The sequence below is a fragment of the Brevibacterium aurantiacum genome, assembly GCF_900169065.1.
Lineage (GTDB): Bacteria > Actinomycetota > Actinomycetes > Actinomycetales > Brevibacteriaceae > Brevibacterium > Brevibacterium aurantiacum.
On sequence record NZ_FXZB01000006.1, the window covers coordinates 100,965 to 126,993 of the forward strand.

The 26,029-nt window shown below is 64.1% G+C and carries 19 protein-coding genes; 15 read left to right on the plus strand and 4 right to left on the minus strand.

What is annotated here, in order from left to right:
* The first annotated feature begins 147 nt into the window (after positions 1-147).
* The 4 genes from BAUR9175_RS05655 to BAUR9175_RS05670 all read left to right on the plus strand — a co-directional run bounded on the left by BAUR9175_RS05655 (position 148) and on the right by BAUR9175_RS05670 (position 5,613).
* A complete protein-coding gene (locus BAUR9175_RS05655; protein WP_101583218.1) occupies positions 148-2,115 on the plus strand; it encodes an oxidoreductase in 1,968 nt (655 codons plus the stop codon).
* Positions 2,116-2,137: 22 nt separating this feature from the next.
* Entirely contained in the window at positions 2,138-2,842 is a 705-nt protein-coding gene (locus tag BAUR9175_RS05660) for a TetR/AcrR family transcriptional regulator (RefSeq protein ID WP_096157235.1), read from the plus strand.
* Between the two features lie 166 nt (positions 2,843-3,008).
* Positions 3,009-3,932, plus strand: coding sequence for a 4-hydroxy-tetrahydrodipicolinate synthase (gene dapA, locus BAUR9175_RS05665; RefSeq protein ID WP_069600418.1), 924 nt, complete (start codon positions 3,009-3,011; stop codon positions 3,930-3,932).
* 34 nt (positions 3,933-3,966) lie between these two features.
* The gene (locus tag BAUR9175_RS05670) at positions 3,967-5,613 is read left to right on the plus strand and encodes a ribonuclease J (protein WP_009882967.1); all 1,647 of its coding nucleotides are present in this window, start codon (positions 3,967-3,969) and stop codon (positions 5,611-5,613) included.
* A gap of 100 nt (positions 5,614-5,713) precedes the next feature.
* On the opposite strand, the gene BAUR9175_RS05675 is transcribed toward BAUR9175_RS05670, so the two are convergent.
* A complete protein-coding gene (locus BAUR9175_RS05675; protein ID WP_096162778.1) occupies positions 5,714-7,663 on the minus strand; it encodes an L-lactate permease in 1,950 nt (649 codons plus the stop codon).
* A 198-nt stretch (positions 7,664-7,861) separates the two neighbouring features.
* Between BAUR9175_RS05675 and aceB the strand changes: the two genes are divergently transcribed.
* The 4 genes from aceB to BAUR9175_RS05695 all read left to right on the plus strand — a co-directional run bounded on the left by aceB (position 7,862) and on the right by BAUR9175_RS05695 (position 13,683).
* Positions 7,862-9,466 carry a malate synthase A gene (gene aceB / locus BAUR9175_RS05680; protein WP_009882965.1) on the plus strand — a complete coding sequence of 535 codons (1,605 nt, stop codon included), beginning with the start codon at positions 7,862-7,864 and terminating at the stop codon, positions 9,464-9,466.
* Positions 9,467-9,602: 136 nt separating this feature from the next.
* Positions 9,603-11,063: an FAD-linked oxidase C-terminal domain-containing protein gene (locus tag BAUR9175_RS05685; RefSeq protein WP_180959206.1), complete on the plus strand. Its 1,461-nt coding sequence runs from the start codon at positions 9,603-9,605 to the stop codon at positions 11,061-11,063.
* Positions 11,060-12,211 carry an FAD-binding oxidoreductase gene (locus tag BAUR9175_RS05690; protein ID WP_029416970.1) on the plus strand — a complete coding sequence of 384 codons (1,152 nt, stop codon included), beginning with the start codon at positions 11,060-11,062 and terminating at the stop codon, positions 12,209-12,211. Before BAUR9175_RS05685 ends, BAUR9175_RS05690 begins: the two co-directional genes overlap by 4 nt.
* Positions 12,211-13,683, plus strand: a complete 1,473-nt coding sequence (locus BAUR9175_RS05695; RefSeq protein WP_180959207.1) for a heterodisulfide reductase-related iron-sulfur binding cluster — start codon at positions 12,211-12,213, stop codon at positions 13,681-13,683. The genes BAUR9175_RS05690 and BAUR9175_RS05695 overlap by 1 nt, the downstream gene beginning before the upstream one ends.
* A 56-nt stretch (positions 13,684-13,739) precedes the next feature.
* Here BAUR9175_RS05695 and BAUR9175_RS05700 read toward each other — a convergent pair whose 3' ends face one another.
* On the minus strand, positions 13,740-14,201 hold the full coding sequence (locus BAUR9175_RS05700; RefSeq protein WP_101583181.1) for a universal stress protein: 462 nt from the start codon (positions 14,199-14,201) through the stop codon (positions 13,740-13,742).
* Positions 14,202-14,214: 13 nt separating this feature from the next.
* Positions 14,215-15,723, minus strand: a complete 1,509-nt coding sequence (locus tag BAUR9175_RS05705; RefSeq protein WP_101583183.1) for a CitMHS family transporter — start codon at positions 15,721-15,723, stop codon at positions 14,215-14,217.
* A gap of 142 nt (positions 15,724-15,865) precedes the next feature.
* Here BAUR9175_RS05705 and BAUR9175_RS05710 point away from each other — a divergent pair, with 142 nt between their 5' ends.
* Both BAUR9175_RS05710 and BAUR9175_RS05715 read left to right on the plus strand, forming a co-directional pair.
* Positions 15,866-17,593 carry a sensor histidine kinase gene (locus BAUR9175_RS05710; protein ID WP_257944280.1) on the plus strand — a complete coding sequence of 576 codons (1,728 nt, stop codon included), beginning with the start codon at positions 15,866-15,868 and terminating at the stop codon, positions 17,591-17,593.
* Complete coding sequence (locus BAUR9175_RS05715) at positions 17,590-18,249, plus strand: response regulator (protein WP_029416965.1); 660 nt, start codon at positions 17,590-17,592, stop codon at positions 18,247-18,249. The genes BAUR9175_RS05710 and BAUR9175_RS05715 overlap by 4 nt, the downstream gene beginning before the upstream one ends.
* Positions 18,250-18,647: 398 nt before the next feature.
* Here BAUR9175_RS05715 and BAUR9175_RS05720 read toward each other — a convergent pair whose 3' ends face one another.
* Positions 18,648-20,006 carry an MFS transporter gene (locus BAUR9175_RS05720; RefSeq protein ID WP_101583186.1) on the minus strand — a complete coding sequence of 453 codons (1,359 nt, stop codon included), beginning with the start codon at positions 20,004-20,006 and terminating at the stop codon, positions 18,648-18,650.
* 133 nt (positions 20,007-20,139) lie between these two features.
* Between BAUR9175_RS05720 and BAUR9175_RS05725 the strand changes: the two genes are divergently transcribed.
* From BAUR9175_RS05725 to BAUR9175_RS05745, 5 genes are all read left to right on the plus strand, one after another.
* Complete coding sequence (locus BAUR9175_RS05725; protein WP_009882953.1) at positions 20,140-20,703, plus strand: ArsR/SmtB family transcription factor; 564 nt, start codon at positions 20,140-20,142, stop codon at positions 20,701-20,703.
* Complete coding sequence (locus BAUR9175_RS05730; RefSeq protein ID WP_257944281.1) at positions 20,700-21,455, plus strand: class I SAM-dependent methyltransferase; 756 nt, start codon at positions 20,700-20,702, stop codon at positions 21,453-21,455. The genes BAUR9175_RS05725 and BAUR9175_RS05730 overlap by 4 nt, the downstream gene beginning before the upstream one ends.
* Positions 21,456-21,716: 261 nt before the next feature.
* Entirely contained in the window at positions 21,717-24,494 is a 2,778-nt protein-coding gene (locus BAUR9175_RS05735) for a DNA translocase FtsK (RefSeq protein ID WP_101583188.1), read from the plus strand.
* 144 nt (positions 24,495-24,638) lie between these two features.
* Positions 24,639-25,343 (plus strand): CDP-diacylglycerol--glycerol-3-phosphate 3-phosphatidyltransferase, encoded by a 705-nt coding sequence (gene pgsA / locus BAUR9175_RS05740; protein WP_101583190.1) that lies wholly within the window; start codon positions 24,639-24,641, stop codon positions 25,341-25,343.
* Positions 25,297-25,872, plus strand: coding sequence for a CinA family protein (locus tag BAUR9175_RS05745; protein ID WP_101583192.1), 576 nt, complete (start codon positions 25,297-25,299; stop codon positions 25,870-25,872). Before pgsA ends, BAUR9175_RS05745 begins: the two co-directional genes overlap by 47 nt.
* Positions 25,873-26,029 lie beyond the last annotated feature (157 nt).

Genomic DNA, 26,029 nt, shown 5'->3' on the forward strand with positions numbered 1-26,029 from the left:
ACAGATCCTATGCGGACGACCGTCTGCGGAACAACCACCGTGCGGCCGAGAGCGTGTGCCGTCGGATGCTCGAAGCACTATTCCGAAGTTAGTCGTACCGTGATATGAATAAAGGGTCAGCTGTACCCGCATGCATCAAGGATGATCATGTCTTCACTGTTCCCGCACCTCTTCGAACCCATCACCCTGGGCACCCGAACCATCCGCAATCGCATCGTGTCCTCAGGCCACGACACTGTCCTCGACGACCACGGGGCGATCGGCGATGATCTCGTCGCCTACCACGAGGCGCGAGCCCAAGGCGGGTGCGGGCTCATCGTCCTCCAAGTCTCCGGTGTCCACGAGACCGCCCGGTATACGAACCATGTGCTCATGGCCACTGACGATTCCTCGATCCCCGGATACCGGGCCGTCGCCGAGGCGGTCCACCGTCACGGTGCCACGATCTTCGCCCAGCTCTTCCACCCCGGTCGCGAGGTTATGGACGGCGAGCGTGGAATGGCCCCGCGGGCTGTGGCTCCCAGTGACACACCACAGGAGAGGTTCAAGGTCGTCCCCGAGGCCCTGAGCACCGAGGTGATCAAGGAGATCATTGCCGGATACGCCAGCGCCGCCAAGCGCATCACCGACGCCGGAATCGACGGCGTCGAGATCGTGGCCAGCCACGGCTACCTGCCCATTCAGTTCTTCAACCCGCGAGTCAATACCCGCACCGACGAATACGGGGGCAGTCCGGCCAGCCGTCGTCGGTTCCTCGCCGAGGTGGTCGCCGGGGTGCGCGCAGCGGTCGGGCCCGATGTGGTGGTGGGCCTGCGGATCTCGGGGGAGGAGAAGACCGAGGACGGTCTCGTCGCCACCGAGATCCTCGACCTCATCGAACACCTCGACTCCCTTGAATGCCTCGACTACTTCTCGATTACCGCCGGAGACTCCTCGACCCTGCAGGGTGCGGTGCACATCGTGCCCTCGATGCAGATCGACCCGGCCTACGCAGCAAGCCTGTCCGAACAGGTCAAGAAGATCACCGACAAACCGGTCATGGTCGCCGGGCGGATCAACCAGCCCCACGAGGCAGAGAAAGCTATCGCCGAGGGCCGCACCGACATGGCGATCATGACCCGGGCGATGATCTGCGACCCGGAGATCGCGAACAAGTCTGGCCGTGATGCCGTGGACGATATCCGGGCCTGCATCGGCTGCAACCAGGCCTGCATCGGACACTTCCAGATGGGCGTGCCCATCTCCTGCATCCAATACCCCGAATCCGGCAGGGAGCTGACATTCCTGCCCAGACCCAGAGCGAGAACCCGACGCCGGGTCCTCGTCATCGGCGGCGGACCAGCCGGACTCAAGGCGGCAGCGGTGGCAGCCGAAGCCGGAGATGACGTCGTGCTCTGCGAACGCGAGCCCCACCTCGGCGGGGCCGTGCTGTTGGCCCAGGAAATGCCCTATCGGTCCGAATTCGGGGGAGCGGCGACGAACCTGAGCGCCGAGGCGAGACGGGCCGGCGTCGACATCCGCACGTCGACCACGGTGACCCAGCAGATCCTCGACGAGGTGGCGCCCGAGCACGTGATCGTCGCGACCGGTGCCAAACAGCGCATGCCGCACATTGAAATCGACGACGGGGCATTCGTCATCGGGGCCAGGGACTATCTGAGCACCCAGCCGATTCTGCCCACCGGCCGCGTGCTCGTCACCGATTGGAAGGGCGACTGGATCGGCCTGGGCATCGCCCTGCGTCTGGCTGAAGCTCGCGTGCCGGTGACCCTGGCGACCGCGGCAAACTTCGCAGGGGCCGCGATCCAGCAGTACACACGCACACTGCTCATGTCTCAGGCGCTGCGGGCCGGAGTCGACTTCGTCAACGACGCACGCCTCGTCGGCGTCGACGCTGAGACCGGGTACCTGCAGTCCACGCTGTGCGAGATCGTCCACGAGGTCGACGGCGTGGCCGCCACGATCGTCTCCGGCGCCCCGCAGTCCGTGATCCCCGATCTCGACTTCGGGTCCGCGAGCGTTCACACCATAGGCGATGCCCTGGCCCCGCGGACAGTGGAAGAAGCAGTGTTCGAAGGACTCGAGGCTGCGAACAGCCTGGCCATGGTCTCGTGAGCTGCGAGCAGGTGGAAGTCCCATGACCCCGCGTCCCCAATACGGCGCCGCCGAGGTTGCGATCCGACGCAGCGCCATCCTCGAATCCGCCATCGACCAGATCGGGCACCGCGGTGTGGAGGCAGTGCGGATGAAGGACATCGCCGAGGTGGCCGGAGTCTCCGTGGGCACAGTGCAGTACTACTTCGGTTCCCGTGACGAGCTGCTCGTCCAAGCATTCTCGGCCCACAGCAGCTCCGTCGTCTCCGCCATCGCGGCTCTGTCCCACGTGCCGGGAACTGCGGGGGAGAAGCTGCAGGCGAGTCTGCACGCCGTGCCGCGAATCGCCGATCTGCGTCGGCGATCCCAGGTGTGGATTGAACTCGTCGCAGGCTCCGGCCGCAACGACTATCTCCGAGCCCCGGTCGATGCCGTCTTCACAGAATGGGGCGCCCACTTCCGGGAACTCATCACCGCCGGCATCGACGACGGAAGTTTCCGGCCGCAGGCGGACGTCGATCTCATCGTCGACACCCTCGTCGCAGCCATCGACGGCTTCGATCTTGCCGTGGCCGCCGGACGCAGCGCTGCCACACCTGTTCGGATCGCCGCCTCCCTCGAACTCATCGCCAGGGCGCTGTTGGGCATCGACGGCGGTGACGGCAGCAGCGACGGCAGTGACAGTAGCGGCAGCAGCGACAGCCCCAACGGCGACAGCGTCGCAAAGCGCCGAACCCGAGTGGTGTGATCTGTCTCTAGTTGCCGCAACGCCCGGCAACGCCCCGGGCGAACGCCTTCCACGCCGCCGATGAGCGGCTTGCGGGCGCGCGCTGGCGCCGGTGAAGAGACAATGCACTCGTGGCGCGCGCACAGCCACTGCCGCAGTCGTGGACTGTGCGCGGTATCCTTTTCGTATGGCGATTCTCGGTGACAGCGCAGCAGCCGCTGCGATTGATGCGTTCGGTACTGTCGGTACGGCGATGGTGACGCCGTTCAAGGACGACGGAACCATCGATTATCCTGCCGTGGAGAAGGTGGCGAACCACCTCGTCGACCTCGGCAACGACATGCTCGTCGTGTCCGGAACCACCGGCGAATCACCGACGACGACCGACGATGAGAAGATCGAGCTGCTCAAGGTCGTCCGCGGAGTCATCGGAGACCGCGCGAAGATCATTGCGGGCACCGGCAACAACGTCACCGCACACACCATCGATCTGTCCAAGCGTTCGGCTGCGGCCGGTGCCGACGGCATCCTCATCGTCACCCCCTACTACTCGAAGCCGACGCAGCCGGCGATCGCCGCTCACATGCGCGCGGCCGCCGACTCGACCGATCTTCCCGTCATGCTCTATGACATCCCGGGCCGCTCCGGTGTGCCCATCAGAACGGAGACCCTCCTCGGGCTGGCCGATCACCCCAACATCCTCGCGGTCAAGGACGCCAAGGGCGACCTCTTCGCCTCGGCGCAGGTGATGAACCGCAGCTCCCTCGTCTACTACTCGGGCGAGGACGCACTCAACCTTCCGCTGCTGGCTCTCGGTGCACTCGGCGTGGTCTCCGTTGCCGGCCACGTCTGCACACCGAGGTTCGCCGAGATGGTCGCCGCCGTGGCGAACAACGACCTCACCACCGCTCGCGCGATTGCCCATGAAACAGCAGACATGGTCGACGCGCTCATGAATCACATGCCGGGAGTCATCTCGGCCAAGGCCGCATTGCAGGCCCAAGGAATACTCGACAACCGCGGAACGCGAATGCCGCTGCTCCCAGCAGACGAAGAGCAGATGGCGCTCGTGACCGCCCAATTGACCAGGAGTGGTTACCTCAGTGAATAATGCATTGACCCAAGAATTGAAGCTTCCGCCGAAGATGGACGCAGAAGCCGTCCGCATCGTCGCGCTCGGCGGCCTCGGCGAAGTCGGACGCAACATGACCGTGTTCGAGTACCACGGCAAGCTGCTCATCGTTGACTGCGGCGTCCTCTTCCCCGAAGAGGACCAGCCCGGCGTCGACCTCATTCTCCCCGACTTCGCCTACCTCGATGATCGCCTCGACGACATCGTCGGCCTCGTGCTGACCCACGGCCACGAAGACCACATCGGTGCCGTTCCCTACCTGCTGCGCCGGCGGGCCGACATCCCGATCCTCGGCTCGAAGCTGACGATCGCGCTCATCGAGGCCAAGCTCAAGGAACACCGGATCAAGCCGATCACCCGTGTGGTCAAGGAAGACGACGTCGATCAGCTCGGTCCCTTCGACCTCGAGTTCGTCGCCGTCAACCACTCGATCCCCGACGCCCTCGCGGTCTTCATCCGCACCGGCGCCGGAAATATCCTCCACACCGGCGACTTCAAGATGGACCAGCTCCCTCTCGACGGCCGGATCACTGACCTGCGCGCCTTCGCCCGCCTCGGCGAAGAAGGCGTGGACCTGTTCATGACGGACTCGACGAACGCCGAGGTCCCCGGGTTCACCGCCCTGGAGAAGGACATCGGACCGGTTCTCGAGAACCTCTTCGGTCACGCCGAGCGTCGCATCATCGTCGCCTCGTTCTCCTCGCACATCCACCGCGTCCAGCAGGTGCTCAACGCCGCAGACGCGCACGGCCGCAAGGTTGCCCTCGTCGGTCGCTCGATGGTGCGCAACATGAAGATCGCCGAAGACCTCGGCTACCTCGAGGTTCCGCGCGGTGCCCTCATCGACATCAAAGAGGTCGACAAACTCCCCGATGACCAGGTCGTGCTCATGTGCACCGGTTCGCAGGGTGAGCCGATGGCCGCGCTCTCACGCATGGCCAACCGCAGCCACCGCGTCGAGGTGGGCGACGGCGACACCGTCATCCTCGCCTCCTCGCTCATCCCCGGCAACGAGAACTCAGTGTTCAAGGTCATCAATGGGCTGATGAAGCTGGGCGCCAACGTCATCTCGAAGGCAGACGCCAAGATCCACGTCTCCGGACACGCTTCCGGCGGCGAGCTGCTCTACTGCTACAACATCGTCAAGCCGCGCGGCGTCATGCCCGTCCACGGTGAATGGCGACACATGCTGGCCAACGCCAGGCACGCCGAGGCGACCGGAGTGAACCCGGACAACATCGTCCTGGCCGATGACGGTTGGGTCGTCGACCTCAAGGACGGCCACGCCGAGGTTGTGGGTGCAGTGGACTGCAACTTCGTCTTCGTCGACGGCTCCTCGGTCGGTGAGATCACCGAGGCGGACCTCAAGGACCGTCTCGTGCTCTCCGGCGAAGGCTTCGTCACGATCTTCATGGCCATCAACAGCCAGACCAAGTCCCTCATCGCCGGGCCCGAGATCCATGCCCGCGGTGTGGCCGAATCCGATTCGGTCTTCGACTCGATCATGCCGAAGGTCACCAAGGCCGTCGAAGACGCCCTCAAGGACGGAACGACGGACCAGTACCAGCTGCAGCAGGTCGTACGCCGCACGGTGGGACGCTGGGCGTCCTCGAAGCTGCGTCGCAAGCCGATGATCGTCCCCATGGTCGTCATCGTCTGAGTTCGTTCGACCACGCACATACAGTTCGCCCGCGGTAACCCTCACAGGAGGGTCCACCGCGGGCGAAGTGCATCTCAGGGCCCGGCCGGAGGTCGTCGCCTCAGTCCTCGACTGCCTTCTCCTTGGGTCGTGGCGTCTCGGCCACGAGTTCCTTGCCAGGTGACTTCCGGGCGAGGACGACGGCAACGATGAGTCCCACAAGGACTGCACCGAAGACGATCGTTCCCGAATTGAACCCGAGTCCGTTGATGCCGATGAAGGCCAGAGCACCGGCGGTCAGGGAGTAGACGAGCATCGGAATGGAGGTGCGCCTGATGAGCTCTCCTTCACGCCCGACCAGACCGACCGTCGCCGAGGCGGCGACGACATTGTGGACGGCGACCATGTTTCCGGCCGCTCCGCCCACGGCCTGCGCGGCGACGACCGTTTCGGGACTGGCAGCCCCGATCGCCGATCCGGTGGAGAACTGGAACTGCGAGAACATGATGTTCGAGACCGTGTTCGAACCGGCGACGAAGGCGCCCAGGGCACCGACGAACGGAGCCAACAGCGGCCAGCCGCTGCCGACGGTACTCGCGGCCGCCTCGGCGAGGGTCACCGGCATCGAGTCCAAACCGGAGGCGTTGTAGTCGCTGCCGGAGTTGATGAACACGCGCACCAAGGGCAGTGAACACAGCAGCGCCACGGCGGCGCCGGCGATCTGCGAACCTGCGATCTTCCACGAGCCGGCGATCTGAGAGCCGGTCATCCGGTGGATGAGATAGGTGCAGAGGCAGGCGATGACGAAGATGAAGCCCGGGGACCACAGGAGGTCCATATCCGAACTGATCGCGGTGCCGAAGATCTCCTTGACCTTGATGACGGCAGGCCCGGTGAGGAATTCCTTGACCGGGGGCACGTTGCGAGTGAAGAGCAGGAGCGCGACGACGATGAGGTAGGGCGACCACGCGCGGATCATCGACATCTTCTTCGTCAGCTCCGCTGCCTCATCGGCCGGGTCCACGGTGCCCATCCAGTGTTTGGGCCACATCTCACGCGGGGCGAAGTCCCAGGTCTTCTTCGGCATGAGGAATCCGGCTTTGCTGGCCGAGACCACGATCGCCAAACCGACGAGGCCGCCGATGAGCGAGGGGAATTCAGGCCCGAGCAGGTTGGCCACGAGGAGGTAGGGCACGATCATGGCCAGGGCCGAGAAGATAGCGAACGGCGCGATCGCCAGACCGTCGGCGAAGCGCCTGTTGCGGCCGAAGAATCCGGTCATCAGGCAGGACAGCAGAAGCGGGATGAGGATTCCGCAGATGCCGTGCATGAGGGCGACCTGGGCGGCAGTGTGGGCGATGAATTCGGATTGGCTGAGACCGAGTTCGGACGCTCTTGCCGCGACATCGGCAGACATGCTGCCGTCTTCCTTCGACAGCCCGGTGCCGATTCCGACGATCATGGGTGTTCCCACAGCACCGAAGCTCACCGGTGTGGACTGGATGATGAGACCGGCGAGGACCGCTGCGATGGCGGGGAAGCCGAGGGCGAGCAGCAGCGGTGCAACCACTGCGGCGGGTGTGCCGAAGCCGGCTGCGCCTTCGATGAAGGAACCGAAGAGCCAGGCGATGATGATGACCTGGACACGTCGATCCGGAGAGATCGAGACGAAGCCGGCGCGAATCGTCTGGATTGCTCCCGATCGTGTGACGGTGGCCAGGAGCAGGAGGGCGCCGAAGACGATCCACAGCAGCCCGATCGCGGTGAGCAGGCCTTGGACCACCGAAGCGCTGATCGTCACCCAGTCGATCTGCCACGCGAAGTTCGCGACGAGTGCGGCAGCGACCAGGCCGATCGGCATGGCATATTTCGCGGGCCAGCGAAACCCGATGAGCAGGATTCCTGCCAGGAGGATGGGGGCGAGCGCAAGAAGCGCCGCGACAGCGAGGTTGTCCATCGTGAATCCGATCCGCGGCATCGTTGCCGCTTGGTCGAGGAGTCCGCCCATCTCTGATCGGTTGATCAGCAGACGATGTGGTGCCGACTCCGCAAACGAAGTACCTGGCTTCATCGTGCCTGGTGGATTGTTGTACCGTCAAGGGAATCCTGCGTCTCACCTCGAGGGAAGCGTTTGACGAGATGTGCATCACCTCCTATTCTTTTCGTTGTGTGAACAATAAATTTCACGATGTGAAAGTTTCGCAGGCTAAACCCCGTTGCCAGCGATCAGCGATGCACTAGTGAAAGTGCCGAATAAGGAGAACCACCGATGACTGCTCAAATCGAGAATCTGGATATTCCAGAAGGCATGGAGATCACCGGCGAACTGCCGGACGGGGCAGAGAAGGTGCTCACCCCGAAGGCCCTCGAACTCATCGTCGAGCTGAACCGGAAGTTCAATGGGGTCCGCCTCGAACGACTGGAGGCTCGCAAGGAGCGCCAGGCGCAGATTGCCGCCGGCGCTGATCTGGACTTCCTCCCGGAGACCGCTGAGATCCGCAATGATCCCAGCTGGCAGGTCGCACCGCCGGCCCCGGGTCTCGAAGACCGTCGCGTCGAGGTCACCGGCCCCACCTACAAGAAGATGACGATCAACGCCCTGAACTCCGGCGCCAAGGTGTGGCTGGCCGATCAGGAAGACGCAAACACCCCGCAGTGGGATTCGGTCATCGGCGGCCAGGTCAACCTGCTCGACTCCCTGACCCGCGAGATCGACTTCACCTCACCAGAGGGCAAGTCCTACACGCTGGCTCCCGACGAGGAACTGCCGACCATCGTCGTGCGTCCTCGCGGCTGGCACATGCCGGAGAAGCACATCCTCGTCGACGGTGAAGAGGCCTCGGGCTCCCTCGTGGACTTCGCCCTCTACTTCTCCACCGCCGGGCAGATCCAGATCGAGAAGGGCAAGGGTCCCTACTTCTACCTGCCGAAGATGGAATCCCACCTCGAAGCGCGACTGTGGAACCAGGTCTTCGACCATGCCGAGGACGCCTTCGGCCTGGCACGCGGGACCATCCGCGCCACCGTGCTCATCGAAACCTACCCGGCCGCCTTCGAGATGGAGGAGATTCTCTACGAACTGCGTGAGCACTCCTCAGGTCTCAACGCCGGCCGCTGGGACTACATCTTCTCCGTGATCAAGAACTTCCGGTCCCGCGGCTCTGACTACCTGCTGCCCGACCGTTCGGATGTCACGATGACGGTGCCGTTCATGCGCGCCTACACCGAACTCCTCGTGCGCACCTGCCACAAGCGCGGTGCCCACGCGATCGGCGGCATGTCCGCCTTCGTTCCCTCCAAGGACAAGGACGAGAACGAGGCCGCCTTCAACAAGGTCCGCGAGGACAAGTCCCGTGAGGCCAGCAAGGGCTTCGACGGCTCCTGGGTCGCCCACCCCGGCATGGTCGCCCTCTGCAAGGAGGTCTTCACCGAGACACTGGGTGAGAACCCCAACCAGATCGAGAACAAGCGCGAAGACGTCTCCGTCGCCGCCGCCGATCTCCTCGACGTGAAGTCGACACCCGGCTCCATCACCGAGGCCGGCCTGCGCACCAACGTCAACGTCGGCATCCAGTACCTGCGCGCCTGGCTCGAAGGCAACGGTGCGGTCGCCATCCACGGACTCATGGAGGACGCGGCCACCGCCGAGATCTCCCGCTCCCAGGTATGGCAGTGGATGGACGCCGGAGTCGAACTCGACACCGGAGTCACCGTCACCGGCGACCTCGTCCGCCAGATCGTGTCCGAAGAGGTCGCGAAGCTGCCCGGTGAGGAAGCGGACTGGAAGGACGCCACCGACACGTTCCTGTCAGTGGCCGTCGCCGACGAATACGTCGACTTCCTGACCCTGCCGGCATACGCCCGTATGCCCTGAGTTTCGGTCCCCTGAGTCTCCACGGTTCAGGAGTCTCACCAGGTAAGAACGCCGTCGAAAATGTGCCCCGCAGCACATTTTCGGCGGCGTTCTTCGCTAAGCTCGACATCATCGACGCAAGGAGGCGGGAGTGGACATGAGCAGCATCGAATCGGTCCTCACACGGATCGAACCGCATTTGCCACCAGGGGCGATCGTCACCGACGAGAACGAACGCAAGACCTACGAATGCGATGGCCTGGCGGTGCACAGGACCGTCCCAGCCCTGGTCATCCGCGTCACCTCCACCGCCGAGGTGGCCCTGACCGTGGGTGCCTGCCATGAGTTCGATGTCCCCTTCGTCGCCCGCGGTTCGGGCACCGGTCTCTCCGGTGGAGCCCAACCCCATGCGGAGGGCGTGCTCATCGTCATGTCGACGATGCGAGACATCCTCGACATCGATCCTCTCGCCCAGCGTGCCATCGTGCAGCCCGGAGTCATCAACCTCAATCTCTCCAATGAGGCCAACCCGGGCGGCTACTACTTCGCCCCGGACCCCTCAAGCCAGAGCGTGTGCTCGATCGGCGGCAATGTCGCCGAGAACTCCGGCGGCGCCCACTGCCTCAAATACGGGTTCACCACCAACCACGTCACCGGCGTCACCCTCGTCACCGCCCGCGGCGACATCGTCGAGATCGGGGGAGACGCCCCCGAATACCCCGGCTACGACCTCCTCGGCGTGCTCTGCGGATCCGAGGGGACACTGGGCATCGTCACTGAGGTGACCGTGCGACTGACCCGCCTGCCCGAGGCAGTGGAGACGTTGCTCATCGGATTCGAGTCCACCGATGCCGCCGGTGAGGCAGTCAGCGACATCATCTCCGCGGGAATCATGCCCGCGGCCATCGAGATGATGGATGCCCTGGCCATCGAGGCCGCCGAGAAGGCCGTGGCCTGCAATTATCCCGAGGGTGCCGGTGCCGTCCTCGTCGTCGAACTCGACGGTCCCGCCATCGACGTCGACCTCGAGCGTGAGACGGTCATCGCCCGGGCGAAGGACCATGGGGCCGGAGAGATCAGGGTCGCCGTGGACAATGTCGAACGCGGCCTGATCTGGAAGGGCCGCAAGTCCGCCTTCGCAGCCGTTGGCCGGATCAGCCCCGACTACATCGTCCAAGACGGGGTCATCCCACGGTCCCGGCTCGGGCCTGTGCTCGCCTCGATCTCCACGATCGCGGAGGAATGCGGGGTCCGCGTGGCCAACGTCTTCCATGCCGGCGACGGCAACCTGCATCCGCTCGTGCTCTTCGACGGTAGCGTGGAAGGCCAGACCGAACTGGCCGAGACCGCCTCGGGGCGCATCCTCGACCTGTGCCTGAGTGAAGGCGGGTCGATCACCGGTGAACACGGGGTCGGTTCCGACAAGGCCAAATTCATGCCGCGCATGTTCACCAACGACGACCTCGATACCATGCAGATCCTGCGCTGTGCCTTCGACCCGAACCATCTGTCCAACCCGGGCAAGGTCTTCCCGACTCCACGGCTGTGCGGGGAACCACCTCGGCGAACATCGGGGGAGCACCCACTGCAGGCAGCAGGAAAGGCGGAGCTGTTTTGACCGAAGAACTTCCCCGGATGGCCCGGCCCGAGAGCGTTGAGGAACTGTCCGAGCTCGTGGCCCGCGCCCATCGCGAATCTCGCACCATCGCCGTCTACGGCGGCGGGACCGCGCTCGATGACCACCCTCCGGGTCACACCCCGGGTCTCCTCATCGACATGGGAGGCCTCAACCAGGTCATCGAACACTCACCCGGGGACCTCATCCTCGTCGCCGGGGCCGGAGCCACGATCGCCGAACTCAATGCCGTCGCCGAGACCGGGGACCAAGAGCTCCTGCCGGACTTTCCCGCCGATCGCACCGATTCAGGCTCGACGTTGGGCGGTGCCATCGCCACCCGGGCCGTGGGACCGCGCCGCATCGGACGGCTGCCGCTGCGTGAAGTCGTCCTCGGCGTCACTGTCGTCCTCGCCGACGGAACCATCGCGAAGGCCGGTGGCAAGGTCGTCAAGAACGTCGCCGGCTACGACCTCGCCAAACTCATGACTGGTTCCTGGGGCACCCTGGGCATCATCGCCAGTGCCGCGCTCCGGCTCTACCCGAAGCCCCAGACCCAGGGATACGTCGAGATCCCCGGCGCCGAGGCGGCACTCGAAGTCATCGGCTCCCAGGTGGCTCCGGCCGCTGTGGAGATCGACCGGTCCCCGGGCGGACAAGCGTCGACCGTGGTCATGGTCGAAGGACTCGAAGAATCCGTCGCTTCGCGCACCGAGAGCATCGTCAGCGCCTACCCGGGCGCTCAGCGGTGCGTCGAGCCGAGCTGGTGGGCACGGCGGGCCCAGGCTCCGGTGACCATCCGGGCTTCGGTGTCTCCTGCACTGGTTCCCCAGCTGGTCGGGGAGATCGCCCGCCTCGAGGACACCATCGGCTACCCGATTCAGCTGCGCGGGTCCGCCATGGGTGTCTTCGATCTGGGCATCGGCGACCTCGACTCGGACCCCACGATCGCGACCCGAGTGGTTCTCGAACACCTGCGCTCCTGGGGTCAGAAGCAGCTGAGCGCGACCGTGCTCTGTGCCCCCGCCTCGGTGTGGGGCGACGTCGATGCGTGGGGCGAGATCCCCGGAGTCGGGCTCATGCGCACCATCAAGGACCAGTTCGATCCGGACGGTCTGCTCTCACCCGGACGTGGAATAGGAGGACTGTGATGTCATGCGATTGCGGTGGCGCAGGAGGCTGCCAGGGCGGCGGAGCGCCCAAGGAGACGAGCGGACCGACACCGCTGGAAGCCACGATGGCGACCGCGGGCCAGGCCACGATGGAGATGGCCCCGCCGACCATGGACCATTCGGCCTTCGACGTCTTCAACCCACCGGACCCGGGGCTGATCGCCGACTGCGTCCACTGCGGCTTCTGCCTTCCCGCCTGCCCGACCTACCAGCTGTGGGGCAATGAGGAAGACTCACCGCGCGGGCGCATCTACCTGATGGAGAAGGGCCTGGAAGAGGGTCCGATGACCGCCTCGATGGTCGAGCACTTCGACGCCTGCCTGGGCTGCATGGCCTGCGTCAGCGCCTGCCCGTCCGGAGTCCAGTACGACAAACTCATCGAAGCCACCCGCGGTCAGGTCGAACGCAACGGAAAAGAGCACCGCAGCCGCGCCGAGGTGGCCCTGCGGGAGGCCATCTTCCAGCTGTTCCCGTACCCGGACCGTCTCAAGACCCTGCTGGCACCGCTCAAGCTCTACCAGCGGACGGGACTGTCGAATGTCATCCGCAAGTCCAAGGTCCTCGAGAAGCTCTCACCGACCCTGGCCACGATGGAGGCCATCGCACCGCCGGTGACGAAGAAGGTCACCATTCCCGCCACGAACCCGCCACGCTCTGCCGAAGGAGAGGCGCTGCCGGTCAGAGCCCGGGTGGGGATGCTGCTCGGCTGTGTGCAGCGGACCTTCTACCCGCAGGTGAATGCCGCCACTGTGCGCGTGCTCAACATGGAGGGCTGTGAGGTCGTCGTGCCGCAGTCACAGGGCTGCTGCGGGGCACTGTCGGTCCATGCCGGGCGCAGCGAGGAAGGTGAGGACTTCGCGCGCAGGATCGTGGACACATTCACCTCGGCGGAGGTGGGCTATCTCGTCGTCAACTCCGCAGGCTGCGGATCGACGATGAAGGAATACGCCGACATCCTCGCCGATGACCCCGCCTATGCCCAGCGCGCGAAGGAGCTGGCGGACAAGGTCAGAGACGTCACCGAGATCCTCGTCGAACTCGGACCCAGCGCACCACGGCATCCGGTGGCCGAGGGCGGACTGCGGGTGGCCTACCACGATGCCTGCCACCTCTCCCATGCCCAAGGAGTGCGCAATCCACCACGTGAACTCCTGGGCCAGATCCCCGGGATCGAACTGGCTGCGATCAAGGATGCCGACACCTGCTGCGGATCGGCTGGCATCTACAACCTCGTGCGCCCGGAGACGGCCCGCGAACTCGGGGATAAGAAGGCCACGAACATCGCCGCCACCAATGCCGCACTGGTTGTCACCGGCAATCCGGGGTGTCTGCTGCAGGTCACGGACGCTCTGCGCAGGCAGGGCGAGGCGACGCTGCCGACAGCGCACACGATCGAACTCCTCGACGCCTCACTCACCGGGGCAGGTGCCGGGGAACTGCTGGCACGCTGAGGCCCTCGGGCCGCTGAGTTCGCATCCGCACGGGTGCGAACTCAGCTGGCAGCACGCTACTTGACGATGAGCACCGGGCACTCGGCCTCGAGGATGACCCTCTGGGTGCTCGAACCCAGCAGCAGCTTGACCACGGGGGAGCGGCGCTTGGAGGGCATCACGATGAGCTTCGCCTGCCACTCCTCAGCGAGGTCGATGATCTGGGAGGCCACATCGGAATCGGCGCGTTGGATCTCGAACTGGAGGTCCGCCTCGGCGAGCCGATCGGCCAGCTCCTTCGTCTGAGACAGGGCACCGGCCGAGGGCGCGGTCGTCGTATCCGATTCGAAGTGGACGACGCGCACAGCCGCGTTCTCTCGTCGGGCGCCGGCGATCGCCTGCTCAAGGAGCGCCGTCGACGATTCCGAACGGTAGGCCAGAATGATCGTATTCTGCGCATCGTCGATGCCGTCCGAGGCCGCCACCCGCAGCGAGGGCACCGGGAACCTGTGTTGGGGAGCTGAGTAGAAATCAGTCATATCGGTTGTGTTCCTATCCGATTGCGATGACGCCGATGAGGACGCCGACGGTCAGCATCACCAGGGAGACGATGAGGGCTCTCCACAGGACCTTCTTGTGATGGTCTCCGAGCTCGACTCCCGAAAGCGAGACGAGGAGCAGGATCGCCGGCACCAGCGGTGACTGCATGTGCACCGGCTGACCGGTGATCGAGGCGCGAGCCATATCGGCGGCGGAGATGCCGAAGTGGCTGGCGGTCTCGGCGAGCACGGGCAGGATGCCGAAGTAGAAGGCGTCGTTGCTCATGAAGAACGTCATCGGGATTGAGAGCAGCCCGGTGATCACGGCCATGTAGGGGCCCATGGACGAGGGGATGACGGCGACGAGCCACTCGGCCATGGCGTCGACCATTCCGGTCCCGCTCATGATGCCGGTGAGCACGCCGGCGGCCATGACCATGGCGACCACGGCGATGATCGCCGAGGCGTGTGAGGCCAGTTCTTCCTGCTGTGCCTTGATGTTGGGGAAGTTGACCATGAGTGCGATGACCATGGCGATCATGAACAGGTAGGGCAGGGGCAGCAGGTCGGCGATGAGCATGACCATCACGGCCACGGTCAGGATCAGGTTGAACCAGAAGAGCTTGGGACGCAGCGTCGCCCGGTTGGGGTCGAGCGCGGTGTCGGTCAGCGCAGAACCGGAACCGGCATCGCTGCCGGAACCAGCATCGGAACCGTCACTGTCACCGTCGGCCAGCGTCGACGTCGCCGAGGTGGTGCCACCGTTGGCGGCACCCGATCCCGAGCCTGAGCCCGAGTTTGACCCTGAGTTTAACCCTGAGTTCGAGTGAGCGACGGCACCGACGAGGTCGGAGCGCTTCGACCCCGAAGTCCCGGAGCGGGACTCATCGACCCAGGCCACACCGTTCTTGGCCAGGCGTCGACGTTCGGAGATGCCGAGGAAGTAGGCGAAGACGAAGCACACCAGCAGACCCGCTGCCAGGGCCGGGACCATGGGAGCGAAGATGTCGTTGGCATCGATCTGCAGGGCAGAGGAGGCGCGTGCCGTCGGACCGCCCCAGGGGACGATATTGAGCGTGCCGTTGATCAGGCCGGCGACACAGGTCAGCACCACCGGTGACATCTCCAGGCGCTGGTAGATCGGCAGCATCGCGGCGGTGACGACGATGAACGTCGTCGACCCGTCACCGTCGAGGGAGACCGCGCCGGTCAGCAGGGCGGTGCCCATGACGACCTTGACGGGATCGTGGCCGGCAACCTTGAGGATGAATCCGACGAGTTTGTCGAAGAGTCCCACGTCGATCATGATGCCGAAGTAGATGATGGCGAAGAGCAGCAGCGCTGCTGTCGAGGACATGTCTGCGATGGCGTCCATGACCATTTCGCCGATTCCCAGACCGGCGCCGGTGAACAGTCCGAACACGGTTGGGACGATGATCAGCGCCAGGATCGGTGAGAGTCGCTTCGTCATGATCAGCGTCATGAAGACGATGATCATCGCGAAACCAAGAATTACGAGCACGAACTTCTCCTATGAAGGCGGATGTGATGCCCGATACACCCTAGGGCGGTCACCGCGGCACCGCGCGTTTGTGTGCACTGAACACGTTCTGCCTGTTTGGCACCTTTTGCGCATTTCGCTCATGCGTGGTTAATGTGGGTTGGTGCCACGTCCCAGCCGATCGTTCTCTCGCCGTGTTCTGTTCAGTCAGCTCGCGGTCATCGTGGTGACGCTGGCGTTGGTGACAGGAGTCTTCGCCTGGATGGGTGCACGCTCGGTCACCGAAGTCACCGAGACCAAGGCCCTGGCCACGGCACGGACGCTGGCGATCGATCCAGTGGTGAGGAAGGCCTCCACCGCGGCCTCAGCGCAGCCTGCGGGGGAAGCCGATGATGCGATCACCACTCCGCTGCTCGAAATCACCGATGATCTGCGGGACTCCTCGGGCATCGTCTTCGCTGTCATCACCGACGACCGGGGCATCCGACTGTCTCACCCGGACCAGGACAACATCGGCAAACGTGTGTCCACCTCCCCAGATGAAGCATTGGCCGGCAGGGAATCCGTGACGCATGAGAGGGGCACTCTCGGTGAGACCGTGCGTGCCAAGGTGCCGATCTATTCCACCTCCGATGACGAGACAGTCGTCGGAGAGGTCTCCGTGGGCATTCATGTCTCGGTCCTCGATGCCGACCTGCGGCGCGAATTCTTAGTCCTCGGCTCCGTCGCCGTCCTGGCCCTGGTCATCGGGGTCATCGCCTCACTGGCTCTGGGTCGCAGGCTGCGTCGCGAAACCCTGGGCGTGGGTCCCGAGGAGCTGGCAGAGATGGCACGTGACCAGGGTGCGGTCCTGCGTGGTCTCGATGATGGGGTGTTGGCATTCAGCTCGGCTGGGGTCCCGACCCTGAGCAACTCCACTGCCGAACAGCTGCTCGGCATCGCCCATGTCGAGGCGGGTACGGATGCCGATCGAGATTCCGATGCGCCCTCCCGTGCGGAGGTGCCGGAGGTGATTCGACGAATGATGGTCGAGGCACCCGATCACGGTGCCCTGCGGCGCCGAGTCAACGTCGGCGACCGGATCCTGCTGGCCACCGCCGTCAGAGTCAGCCGTGATGGAGTCTCGGTCGGCGGGGTCGTGACCCTGCGCGATGAGACCCAAGTATTGACCATGGCTCGTCAGCTCGAATCGGTGACGTCGATGGCGCGAGCCCTGCGGACCCAGCGCCACGAATTCGCCAACCGTCTCCACACTGTCTTTGGCCTCGTCGACACGGGTGCGACCGACGAAGCTCGGAACTACCTCGCCACGATCCTGCGCACCGGTCCGATAGCGACTCCCGTCGAAGGCATCGAGGTGATCTCCGAGCCCTACCTGCGTGCCCTCCTCGAAGCGAAGGGCACCACCGCCGCCGAGGTGGGAGTGAGGCTCTCTGTCACCCCGGATTCGCTGGTGCTGGGCAGGGTGAATGAGCCCGAGGACGTCACTCTCATCCTCGGCAACCTAATCGACAACGCTGTGCGTGCTGTGGTGATGGATGCCATGGGCGGTGTGGGCGACGACGCTGATCGGACCGACGAGGTGTTCGGTCGGGTCGAAGTGACGCTGCTGGGGTCCGGTTCGGAGCTGCATGCCGTCGTCACCGATACCGGTGGGGGAGTCGAGGACGCGGACGTGGAGTCCATCTTCGACGAGGGAGTCAGCAGTGCCGATGACCTCGACCCTGATCACGGACACGGCATCGGGTTGGCCCTGTGTCGGAGAACTGCACGCCGACACGGTGGCCGAGTCTGGCTGCTGGCAGGCCATGACCCGGTGCTGGGCGGAGCCGGCTTCGCCGTCCACCTGCCCGATGCGCTCAGCGACGACACGGATGACAAGGAGAGATGATGATCAACGTTCTGGTCCTCGACGACGACTTCTATGTGGGGCAGATCCACTGTCGCTACGTCAACGAGGTTGCAGGATTTCAGGCTCTGGAGCCGGTGAGAGACCTGCGCACCGCTCGCACGATCATCGCCGAGGAGCAGGTGGACCTGCTGTTGGCCGACTATGTCCTGCCCGAAGGCAACGGCGTCGAACTCATCCGCGAGACAGACGTCGATGCGATCGTGCTCTCGGCCGTGACCGATCCCGATGTGGTGCGGTCGGCGCTTCGGGCCGGAGCGATGACCTATATCTTCAAACCTTTCGCCGCCGAAGAGCTGCAGGACTTCCTCCGTCGCTATGCCCGTTTCCGCCGGTATTGGGACCGGGAGAAGGTGAGCCAGCCGGACCTCGAACGGCAGCTGCGCAGCCTGCACGACGTCGCGTCCCCGGGCAGTGCTCCGGCCAAGGGCTCGGGTTCGTCGACGAGCGGCCGGATCCTTGAGGCACTCGAGAGTGCCGATCAGCCGCTGACGGCGATGGAGGTCTCCGAGGTGGTCGGCACCTCGCGTGCCACCGCCCAACGCCACCTGGCCAAGCTCGCCGAATCCCGTGCCGTGACCGTCTCACTCCAATACGGAAGCACCGGACGTCCAGAACACCTCTACGGGATGGGCTGAAGGATCATCGGTCTCGAACGCATGCCTGATCGTTCCGCCGAGGAAAGTTCGAGGATGAAATACAGAATCAGGATTAGGGCGCATTGGGTCAATGGCTGGTTTCTGAAACTGTTGTCGAAACCCGTTGCCATTGTCGGTCGTGCAGAGTACCCGCTGGTCTGGTCACAGCCCACAGAAATTGAGATTGACCAGGATTCGACGGTCCGGATCGGTGTCGGTGTCCGGTATCTCGGGAGAGGAAAGTTGTTGGGAGTCTCTATGACAGATTTTCCAGCACGCAACACCCCCGAATTTAGGTCAGGTGCCATCACGTTTTGCAACGGATTCTGGAATCACGATCCATTCACACCGGTTGAACATTCATAGCTGTGCCTGCGTGCTCCCGCTCGTGCATGCCCTTAATCTTGCCGCGGATCGCAATCTCCGGACCTGTCCCTGCCGTCAGGCTCGTCGCCGTCTCGCGTGCCGTCTTCGAGCAGATTGAGCGCGCCCGGCAAAGTTCTCATCACGGTCAGTGGTGAGAGAAGCACCGGCAAAGACGCCACAATAGCCAGTGCGGCGAAGACCCACAGGGTCTCCACGATGCCGATTGAATGCCCGAACACTCCGCCAAGGAAGGCCCCGATGGGCATCGGACCCCAGACGAGGAATCGGATCGATGCGTTCATTCGCCCGAGCAGAGGTTTGGGACACAGCCGCTGACGAAAACTCACCTGAGTGATGTTGTAGACGACGACCGACGCAGAGAGCAGAAATCCTCCGACCGTCAGAGTCGGCACCGGTGGCAGGACCGATGCCAACGGCAGATTGAGGAAAGTGAGGCCTCCTGCCAGTGCGGACAGGGAGATGGTGCGACCTTCACCGACGATGCGCTGCAGGGCGGGAGCGGCCAGGGCCCCGAGAAACCCTCCGGCGGCACTGATTGAGAGCACCAGGCCAAGGACGGCTTGAGGCTGATCGAGAGTGCGCAGAATGTATAGGGTCGACAGCGCGAAGATGGCTGAGGAGCTGAAGTTGCTGGTACCGGTGCAGGCGACGATTCTTACCAGAAGAGAATGACTGAAGGCGAAGGCCAGTCCAGCCCGAATCTCTTTCAGTAGGGGCTGTCTGCTTGTTGGACTGGGGGCCTGCTCTCGATGTCTGATCCGACTGACGAACAGACTCGAAAGACCCATGCAGACACTGGTGATGCCGACCGTCAGTGGTGATCCGATGAGAGCTACCAGGCCTGCCGCCGCCGAGGGGCCGATGACATTGGCGGTCTGCTGACTGGCCTGGAGCTTCCCATTGCCCTCGGCGATCCGATCGCCGGTGACGATCTCTGGTAGGTACGACTGATTGGCCACATCGAAGAAGACGGTGATGATGCCGACAAGTGCAGCCACGATGCACAGGTGGACAAACGACAGCGCGCCGAGCAGCCAGGCCGCAGGAATGCTCAGCAGCACCAGGGCGCGGAGGACGTCACCGGAGATGAGCACGTGCTTCTTGCGCATCCGATCGACCCAGGCGCCGGCAGGAAGGGCGATGAGGAGGAAGGCAAGAGACTCAAGAGTGGAGAGCACTCCCATCTCGAAAGCGTCCGCGTGGAGAAGCTGCACGGCGATGAGCGGCATAGCAAAGCTGACGAACTGGACCCCGAAGACGGAGACCGTGTCACCCATCCACAGCTGCCGGAAGTCATGATGGCGCCACAGCGACGCTGAACTGGTCACTTCAGTCGGGCTGGTCTTTTCGGGCGGGTCGTGCGCGGTCATAGGCTCCACTCCGAGTCCTGGGCGTCGAGTGATTGAGATCTCTCAATCGCAAGTCTGGCAGGAGTGATTGAGTTAAGTCAATCACTGTGGGGCGACCAATTGACTTCTCCCGATCACTCGTTAGCGTTGAGATATGAATGCTGAGCGCGCCGAGAACACAGCGCGGACCGTCGCGCGAGCCGTTGAACGCCGTGACGCCACCGATGCCGAGGCGAAGGCCTTGGCATCGAGTCTGCGCATTCGCATCCTGCGGCTGTGCCTGGACGAGGCGCTGAGCAATCGCGAGATCGCCGAGGCGACCGACCTTAACCCCGCGACATCGCTGCACCATGTGCGGATGCTTGCCGACACGGGTTTCCTCGAGGCACAGGAAGCCAGGCGAGGCCGCAGAGGTGCGCGAGAGATTCCCTACCTCGCGACCGGTAAGAGCTGGTACATCGATGTCGGCGACGTGACGAACCCGATGATCGAGGCCTTCACCGCCGAGTTCACGGCGGCTCCCTACGAGGAGCGCACGATGGGACGGATGGCGGCAATGCTCACCGAGGATGAGGTCGAGGAGTTCCGAAGCCGCATCGCCGAGCTCTTCGAAGAGTTCAAATCCCGGCGGAGCCGATCAGCCACCCGGCAATGGGGTCTCTTCATCGCTATGCACCCCAGCAGCCGGCACGAGGCAGACGAGCCTGGCGTCGAATGAGCGATATGCAGGGCAGTTCCAGACGAACAGTTGAAGCGTACAGCGACCCCAGGTGTGTCGCCGTCTACGATGCGCTGGAGGGTCTTCAGCGCAGCGATCTGAAGGTCTATGCGGCGATTGTCGAAGAGTTCGACGCGGACTCAGTCCTGGATGTGGGATGCGGGACCGGAACACTTGCACTGATGTTGGCCCGCCAAGGCTGCACGGTGACCGCCGCGGACCCATCCTCGGCGGCACTGGACGTGGCGCAGAAGAAATCAGACGCCGAAGGTGTGAACTGGGTGCACGGCACAGCCCCAGATGTCCTTCCGATTCAGGTGGACATGACGTTGATGACGGCCAACGCGGCTCAAGAGATCTCTGCCGACCGTGACTGGGCCGAGACTGTGAGCGCGATCCACGCGGCGCTGCGGCCCGGCGGGCGCTTTGTCTTCGAATCTCGAGACCCTGCGAAGCGCGCCTGGGAGTCGTGGACCAAGGAGAAGACGCGCCAAGTCGTCGAGGTGGCAGTCGAGGGGCAGGTCGAATCGTGGGTGCAGCTGCGCTCTGTGGGCGGAGATACGGTCGTCTTCGACAGCCCCACGATCTTCCAGCGTGATGGAGAGCGTATCGATGCGACGTCGACATTGAGGTTTCGGAGCAGAGAGTCGCTGAGGCAATCACTTGAGTCAGCAGGCTTCTGCGTGGACGAGATCCGGGATGCTCCGGACCGTCCAGGTCGAGAGTTCGTCTTCGTGGCTCGAAAAGTCTGAAACGGCGGATCAGAACGGGGCGCACAACTGCCACCGAGGCAGTGTCTCAGCCCCGCCTCGGCGCGCCGAACCCTGCGGATTTACTGGGCAGGAGCGCATAATCGCCCTAAGATAAGAAGCATGGCGACCAGAACGACTTCCCCCGCTTCTGGTAAAGGAAAAGGCACAGCGCGTAAAACTGCTGGTCGGACCGGGCAAGCGGGGACCAAGGAAGACCCCGGGACAAACGTTGTCTCCGGTGCGTGGAGGGGAGTGGCCCACATGGCCGGAAACCGTGCGCGAAAGATCCTCAGTGACGAACCGACCGATCAGTCACCGACGAAGAGAGACGGCACTGCCTTCTTCCTCATCGGTCTCTCGATCATCATCGCAGCCTTCGAATGGTGGAACATCCCCGGTGCGATCAGCGATGTTGTCCGCAACGTCGTCGAAGGCACCTTCGGCCGCGTAGCCCTCGCCCTGCCGGTGATCTTCACCGCATATGCGATCCGGCTGTTCCTGCGCGGAGACGACAACCGAGGCAACAACCGGATCCTCATCGGCATCATCTTGGGTCTGTTCGCAGCAGCAGGGCTGGCCCACATCGCCGCGGGCAACCCCAGCTTCGTCAACTCTCGTGAGGCCATGGCCAATGGGGGAGGGGCACTCGGCTTCGTCATCTCCTCGCCCCTTGTCGTCGCCACCACCGGATATGTGGCTGTTCCGCTGCTCATCCTGCTCGGGCTCTTCTCACTGCTGGTCATCACGGCGACACCTGTGCGCTCGATCCCCAAGCGCCTGATGGATCTCTACCTGCGTCTCACCGGAGGGGCTCGGCCCGATTCCGGGAAGCAGGACGGACAGGACTCGACCGACCTCGTCGCCGACAATGCCCGAACCTCGACCCTCAAGCCCGTCATGGGCGCCAAGCGTCGCTCGCGGAAGAAGAAGACCGACCTCCCCGAGGGCGAGCATCCCGATGATGACACGGCGACCAAGGCCTACGACAAGGCCTACATCCACGAAAACGATGTCAGCGATGAAGAAGCTGACACCACCGTCATCGAACGTCCGCAGTTCAAGCCCGGCGAACGTCGGCCCACGAAGGCCGAGCGTGAAACAGCCGCGCTGAAGAAGACCATCGGCATGGACGACGACGCTGCCACCGTGGCGAAGAAGACCAACTCGGGAGCCGCCTCGGCGCCGGTGCCGTTGACGAACAACCCGGCACCCCCACCCACGGAACAGCTGCCCGAACGCGTCGAGCAGCTCACCCTGGCCGGCGACGTCACCTACACCCTGCCGGCATCGGACAACCTCCTGCCCGGACCTCCTGCGAAGGAGCGGTCCGAGGCCAACGACCGCGTCGTCGAAGCACTGCGCGACGTTCTCGAGCAGTTCAAGATCGACGCGGCGGTCACCGGATTCTCCCGCGGCCCCACGGTCACCCGCTACGAGGTCGAACTCGGCGCGGGCACCAAGGTCGAGAAGGTCACGGCGCTGTCGAAGAACATCGCCTACGCGGTGGCCAGCGCCGATGTCCGTATCCTCTCGCCGATTCCCGGCAAGAAGGCGATCGGCATCGAGATCCCCAACTCCGACCGTGAGAACGTCGCCCTCGGCGATGTGCTGCGCTCGAAGGCCGCCCGCAAGACCGAGAACTCACTGGTCATGGGCGTGGGCAAGGACGTCGAAGGCGGCTTCGTCGTCGCCGACCTGTCGAAGATGCCTCACCTGCTTGTCGCCGGTGCCACCGGTGCCGGTAAGTCGAGCTTCGTGAACTCCATGATCACCTCGATCATGATGCGTGCGACCCCCGACGAGGTGCGCATGATCCTCGTCGACCCCAAGCGCGTGGAGCTCACGATCTACGAGGGCATCCCACACCTCATCACCCCGATCATCACGAACCCCAAGAAGGCCGCCGAGGCGCTCGAATGGGTCGTGCGCGAAATGGACGCTCGCTACGACGACCTCGCGAACTTCGGGTTCAAACACATCAACGAATTCAACAAGGCCGTCCGAGAGGGCCGCGTCGAAGTTCCCGCAGGATCGGAACGGGTGCTCCAGCCCTACCCTTACCTGCTGGTCGTCGTCGATGAGCTCGCCGACCTGATGATGGTCGCCCCGCGCGACGTCGAAGCCTCGATCCAGCGCATCACGCAGCTGGCACGTGCGGCCGGCATCCACCTGGTCCTGGCCACCCAGCGACCCAGCGTGGACGTCGTCACCGGCCTGATCAAGGCCAACGTGCCTTCACGTCTGGCATTCGCCACCTCATCCCTGGCCGACTCCCGAGTTGTGCTCGACCAGCCGGGTGCGGAGAAGCTCATCGGACAGGGCGACGCACTGTTCCTGCCCATGGGTGCTGCGAAGCCGATGCGTGTCCAGGGTGCGTGGGTCAACGAGTCGGAGATCGAAAAGGTCGTCGACCACGTCAAGGGCCAGCTCAAGCCGAACTACCGTGAAGATGTCGCGGTCGAGGCACCGAAGAAGGTCATCGACGAGGAGATCGGCGACGACCTCGAGCTTCTGCTCCAAGCCGCCGAGCAGGTCGTGACCACCCAGTTCGGTTCGACGTCGATGCTGCAGCGCAAACTGCGCGTCGGCTTCGCCAAGGCCGGTCGCCTCATGGACCTCATGGAATCTCGCGGCATCGTCGGACCCTCCGAAGGTTCGAAAGCCCGCGACGTGCTGGTGCGTCCCGAAGATCTGCCCGGCACCCTGGCGATCATCAAGGGTGAGACACCTCCGGATGAGGAACCGAGCTCCGCGGCAAGCGATGATGGTGGCTACGACGACGGTTCCGGCTACGGCGGGAACAGCCGGTCACAGGGCGGCACACAGTCGGCGGCCGGGGACTTCGATGAGGAGTTCGACGATTACGGCGACTCGGGTGCGAGCACCTCGGCGAGGTCATCAGGTTCCGGCGCCAATGACCGTTATGCGACGGGCGTGGGACATGCCGCAGACCTGCACGTCGGCGATGTCGATCCCGAGACGGGACTCGAAGTCGTCGAAACCAGCGGCGAAGACGCCTGGTCACTGACGGGTCGCTGACCGCAGCTGCACCTCGTGTCCTCTGAATAGGGCCCCATGCCCAACCGGCGAGGTGCGAATAGAACAGAACACGGCGTGGAGCCGACCGCTGAAACGAGCGGTCGGCTCCACGCGTTTCACATGTCCCTCAGATAGGGTTGTCACGTGAATGATCGACCAGAGAACAGCGCCCCGGAACAGACACCGGCAGAGCCCAGCCCGTGGAATGTTCCCAACGCACTGACCGTCCTCCGGATCCTGCTCGTCCCCGTCTTCCTCGTCCTCCTGCTGGCCGACGGCGGCCAGGACATGACTATGCGGTGGTGGGCACTGGCTGTCTTTCTGCTGGCGATGGCAACGGACAAGATCGACGGTGATCTGGCACGCAAATACAACCTCATCACGAACTTCGGCAAGATCGCGGACCCGATCGCCGACAAATCCCTGATGGCAGCGGCCCTCATCGGCCTGGCGATGATCACGGAGATCCCCTGGTGGGTTCCCGTCATCATCCTCATCCGGGAGCTGGGCATCACCGTGCTGCGCTTCTTCATGATTCGCATCGCCGTCATGCCCGCGTCCAGAGGCGGCAAGATCAAGACGGTGCTGCAGACTGTGGCCATCGGACTTTTCCTGCTCCTTACGCCGCTGGCTGAGTTCGTTTCTGATGGCGTGAATTTCGCTCTCATCGTATTCGCCTGGTTGGTAATGACTGCTGCCATCGTCGTCACTATTGTGACCGGGGTTGACTACTGCGTCCAGGCTGCGAAACTGGCCAAAGACTCGCACGCAGCTAACGGATCCGCCGGCGGACGCCCTGCCGATGGGCCTCCTGCCGGGGACGGGCACACCGGCACAGGTCCCAAGTAAGATCGTGAACGAGACCGAGCTCTTCTCCCGCAGCCAGCACCTCATCACCACCTGCGCGCAGGTGGGACTCTCGGTCGCGGCCGCAGAATCGCTGACCGGTGGTCGCTTCGTAGCGACACTCGTCGACGTCCCCGGAGCCTCCGCCGTCGTCCGCGGCGGGCTCATCACTTATGCCACCGACCTCAAATCTCGGCTGGCCGGAGTCGACGCAGACCAGCTCGAAGAGACCGGGCCCATCGACGAAGTCGTCGCGGCCCAGATGGCGGCCGGCGCGGCACGCGAGTGCGTCGCCGACATCGGCGTCTCCTGCACGGGAGTGGCAGGACCAGACCCGCAGGACGAGAAACCGGTCGGTCTCGTCTACACCGCCATCGCCTTCGCCGGAAAGGCACAGGTCAGCGAGCACCATTTCGAGGGAGACCGAGAGGAGATCCGCAGCCAGACCGTGGCCGCCATGATGGCCGACCTCGACGACTTCGTCACCCGCTTGGCGTTCGGACCCGAAGCAGACGACACCGTCGAGGCCTGAGTACGCATGCTTGGAATAAGTTTCACCTCGTTGAAGTTAACCAAGTAATGGCAATTGAAAGAACATGCACCGGTACCTTCGAATGGACTGGCAAAACCATCAGGTCACGCACCCAGGTTGGCGCTCGGCATCGACCGGGCTGTAAAGTTGAGTACAC

What these genes read in the sequence shown, in the direction of transcription:
- BAUR9175_RS05655 (WP_101583218.1), top strand. Translation starts at nt 148, where the DNA reads ATGTCTTCACTGTTCCCGCACCTCTTCGAACCCATCACCCTGGGCACC.
- BAUR9175_RS05660 (WP_096157235.1), top strand. Translation starts at nt 2,138, where the DNA reads ATGACCCCGCGTCCCCAATACGGCGCCGCCGAGGTTGCGATCCGACGC.
- dapA (WP_069600418.1), top strand. Translation starts at nt 3,009, where the DNA reads ATGGCGATTCTCGGTGACAGCGCAGCAGCCGCTGCGATTGATGCGTTC.
- BAUR9175_RS05670 (WP_009882967.1), top strand. Translation starts at nt 3,967, where the DNA reads ATGGACGCAGAAGCCGTCCGCATCGTCGCGCTCGGCGGCCTCGGCGAA.
- BAUR9175_RS05675 (WP_096162778.1), bottom strand. Translation starts at nt 7,663, where the DNA reads ATGAAGCCAGGTACTTCGTTTGCGGAGTCGGCACCACATCGTCTGCTG.
- aceB (WP_009882965.1), top strand. Translation starts at nt 7,862, where the DNA reads ATGACTGCTCAAATCGAGAATCTGGATATTCCAGAAGGCATGGAGATC.
- BAUR9175_RS05685 (WP_180959206.1), top strand. Translation starts at nt 9,603, where the DNA reads ATGAGCAGCATCGAATCGGTCCTCACACGGATCGAACCGCATTTGCCA.
- BAUR9175_RS05695 (WP_180959207.1), top strand. Translation starts at nt 12,211, where the DNA reads ATGTCATGCGATTGCGGTGGCGCAGGAGGCTGCCAGGGCGGCGGAGCG.
- BAUR9175_RS05700 (WP_101583181.1), bottom strand. Translation starts at nt 14,201, where the DNA reads ATGACTGATTTCTACTCAGCTCCCCAACACAGGTTCCCGGTGCCCTCG.
- BAUR9175_RS05715 (WP_029416965.1), top strand. Translation starts at nt 17,590, where the DNA reads ATGATGATCAACGTTCTGGTCCTCGACGACGACTTCTATGTGGGGCAG.
- BAUR9175_RS05720 (WP_101583186.1), bottom strand. Translation starts at nt 20,006, where the DNA reads ATGACCGCGCACGACCCGCCCGAAAAGACCAGCCCGACTGAAGTGACC.
- BAUR9175_RS05725 (WP_009882953.1), top strand. Translation starts at nt 20,140, where the DNA reads ATGAATGCTGAGCGCGCCGAGAACACAGCGCGGACCGTCGCGCGAGCC.
- BAUR9175_RS05730 (WP_257944281.1), top strand. Translation starts at nt 20,700, where the DNA reads ATGAGCGATATGCAGGGCAGTTCCAGACGAACAGTTGAAGCGTACAGC.
- BAUR9175_RS05735 (WP_101583188.1), top strand. Translation starts at nt 21,717, where the DNA reads ATGGCCGGAAACCGTGCGCGAAAGATCCTCAGTGACGAACCGACCGAT.
- BAUR9175_RS05745 (WP_101583192.1), top strand. Translation starts at nt 25,297, where the DNA reads ATGGGCCTCCTGCCGGGGACGGGCACACCGGCACAGGTCCCAAGTAAG.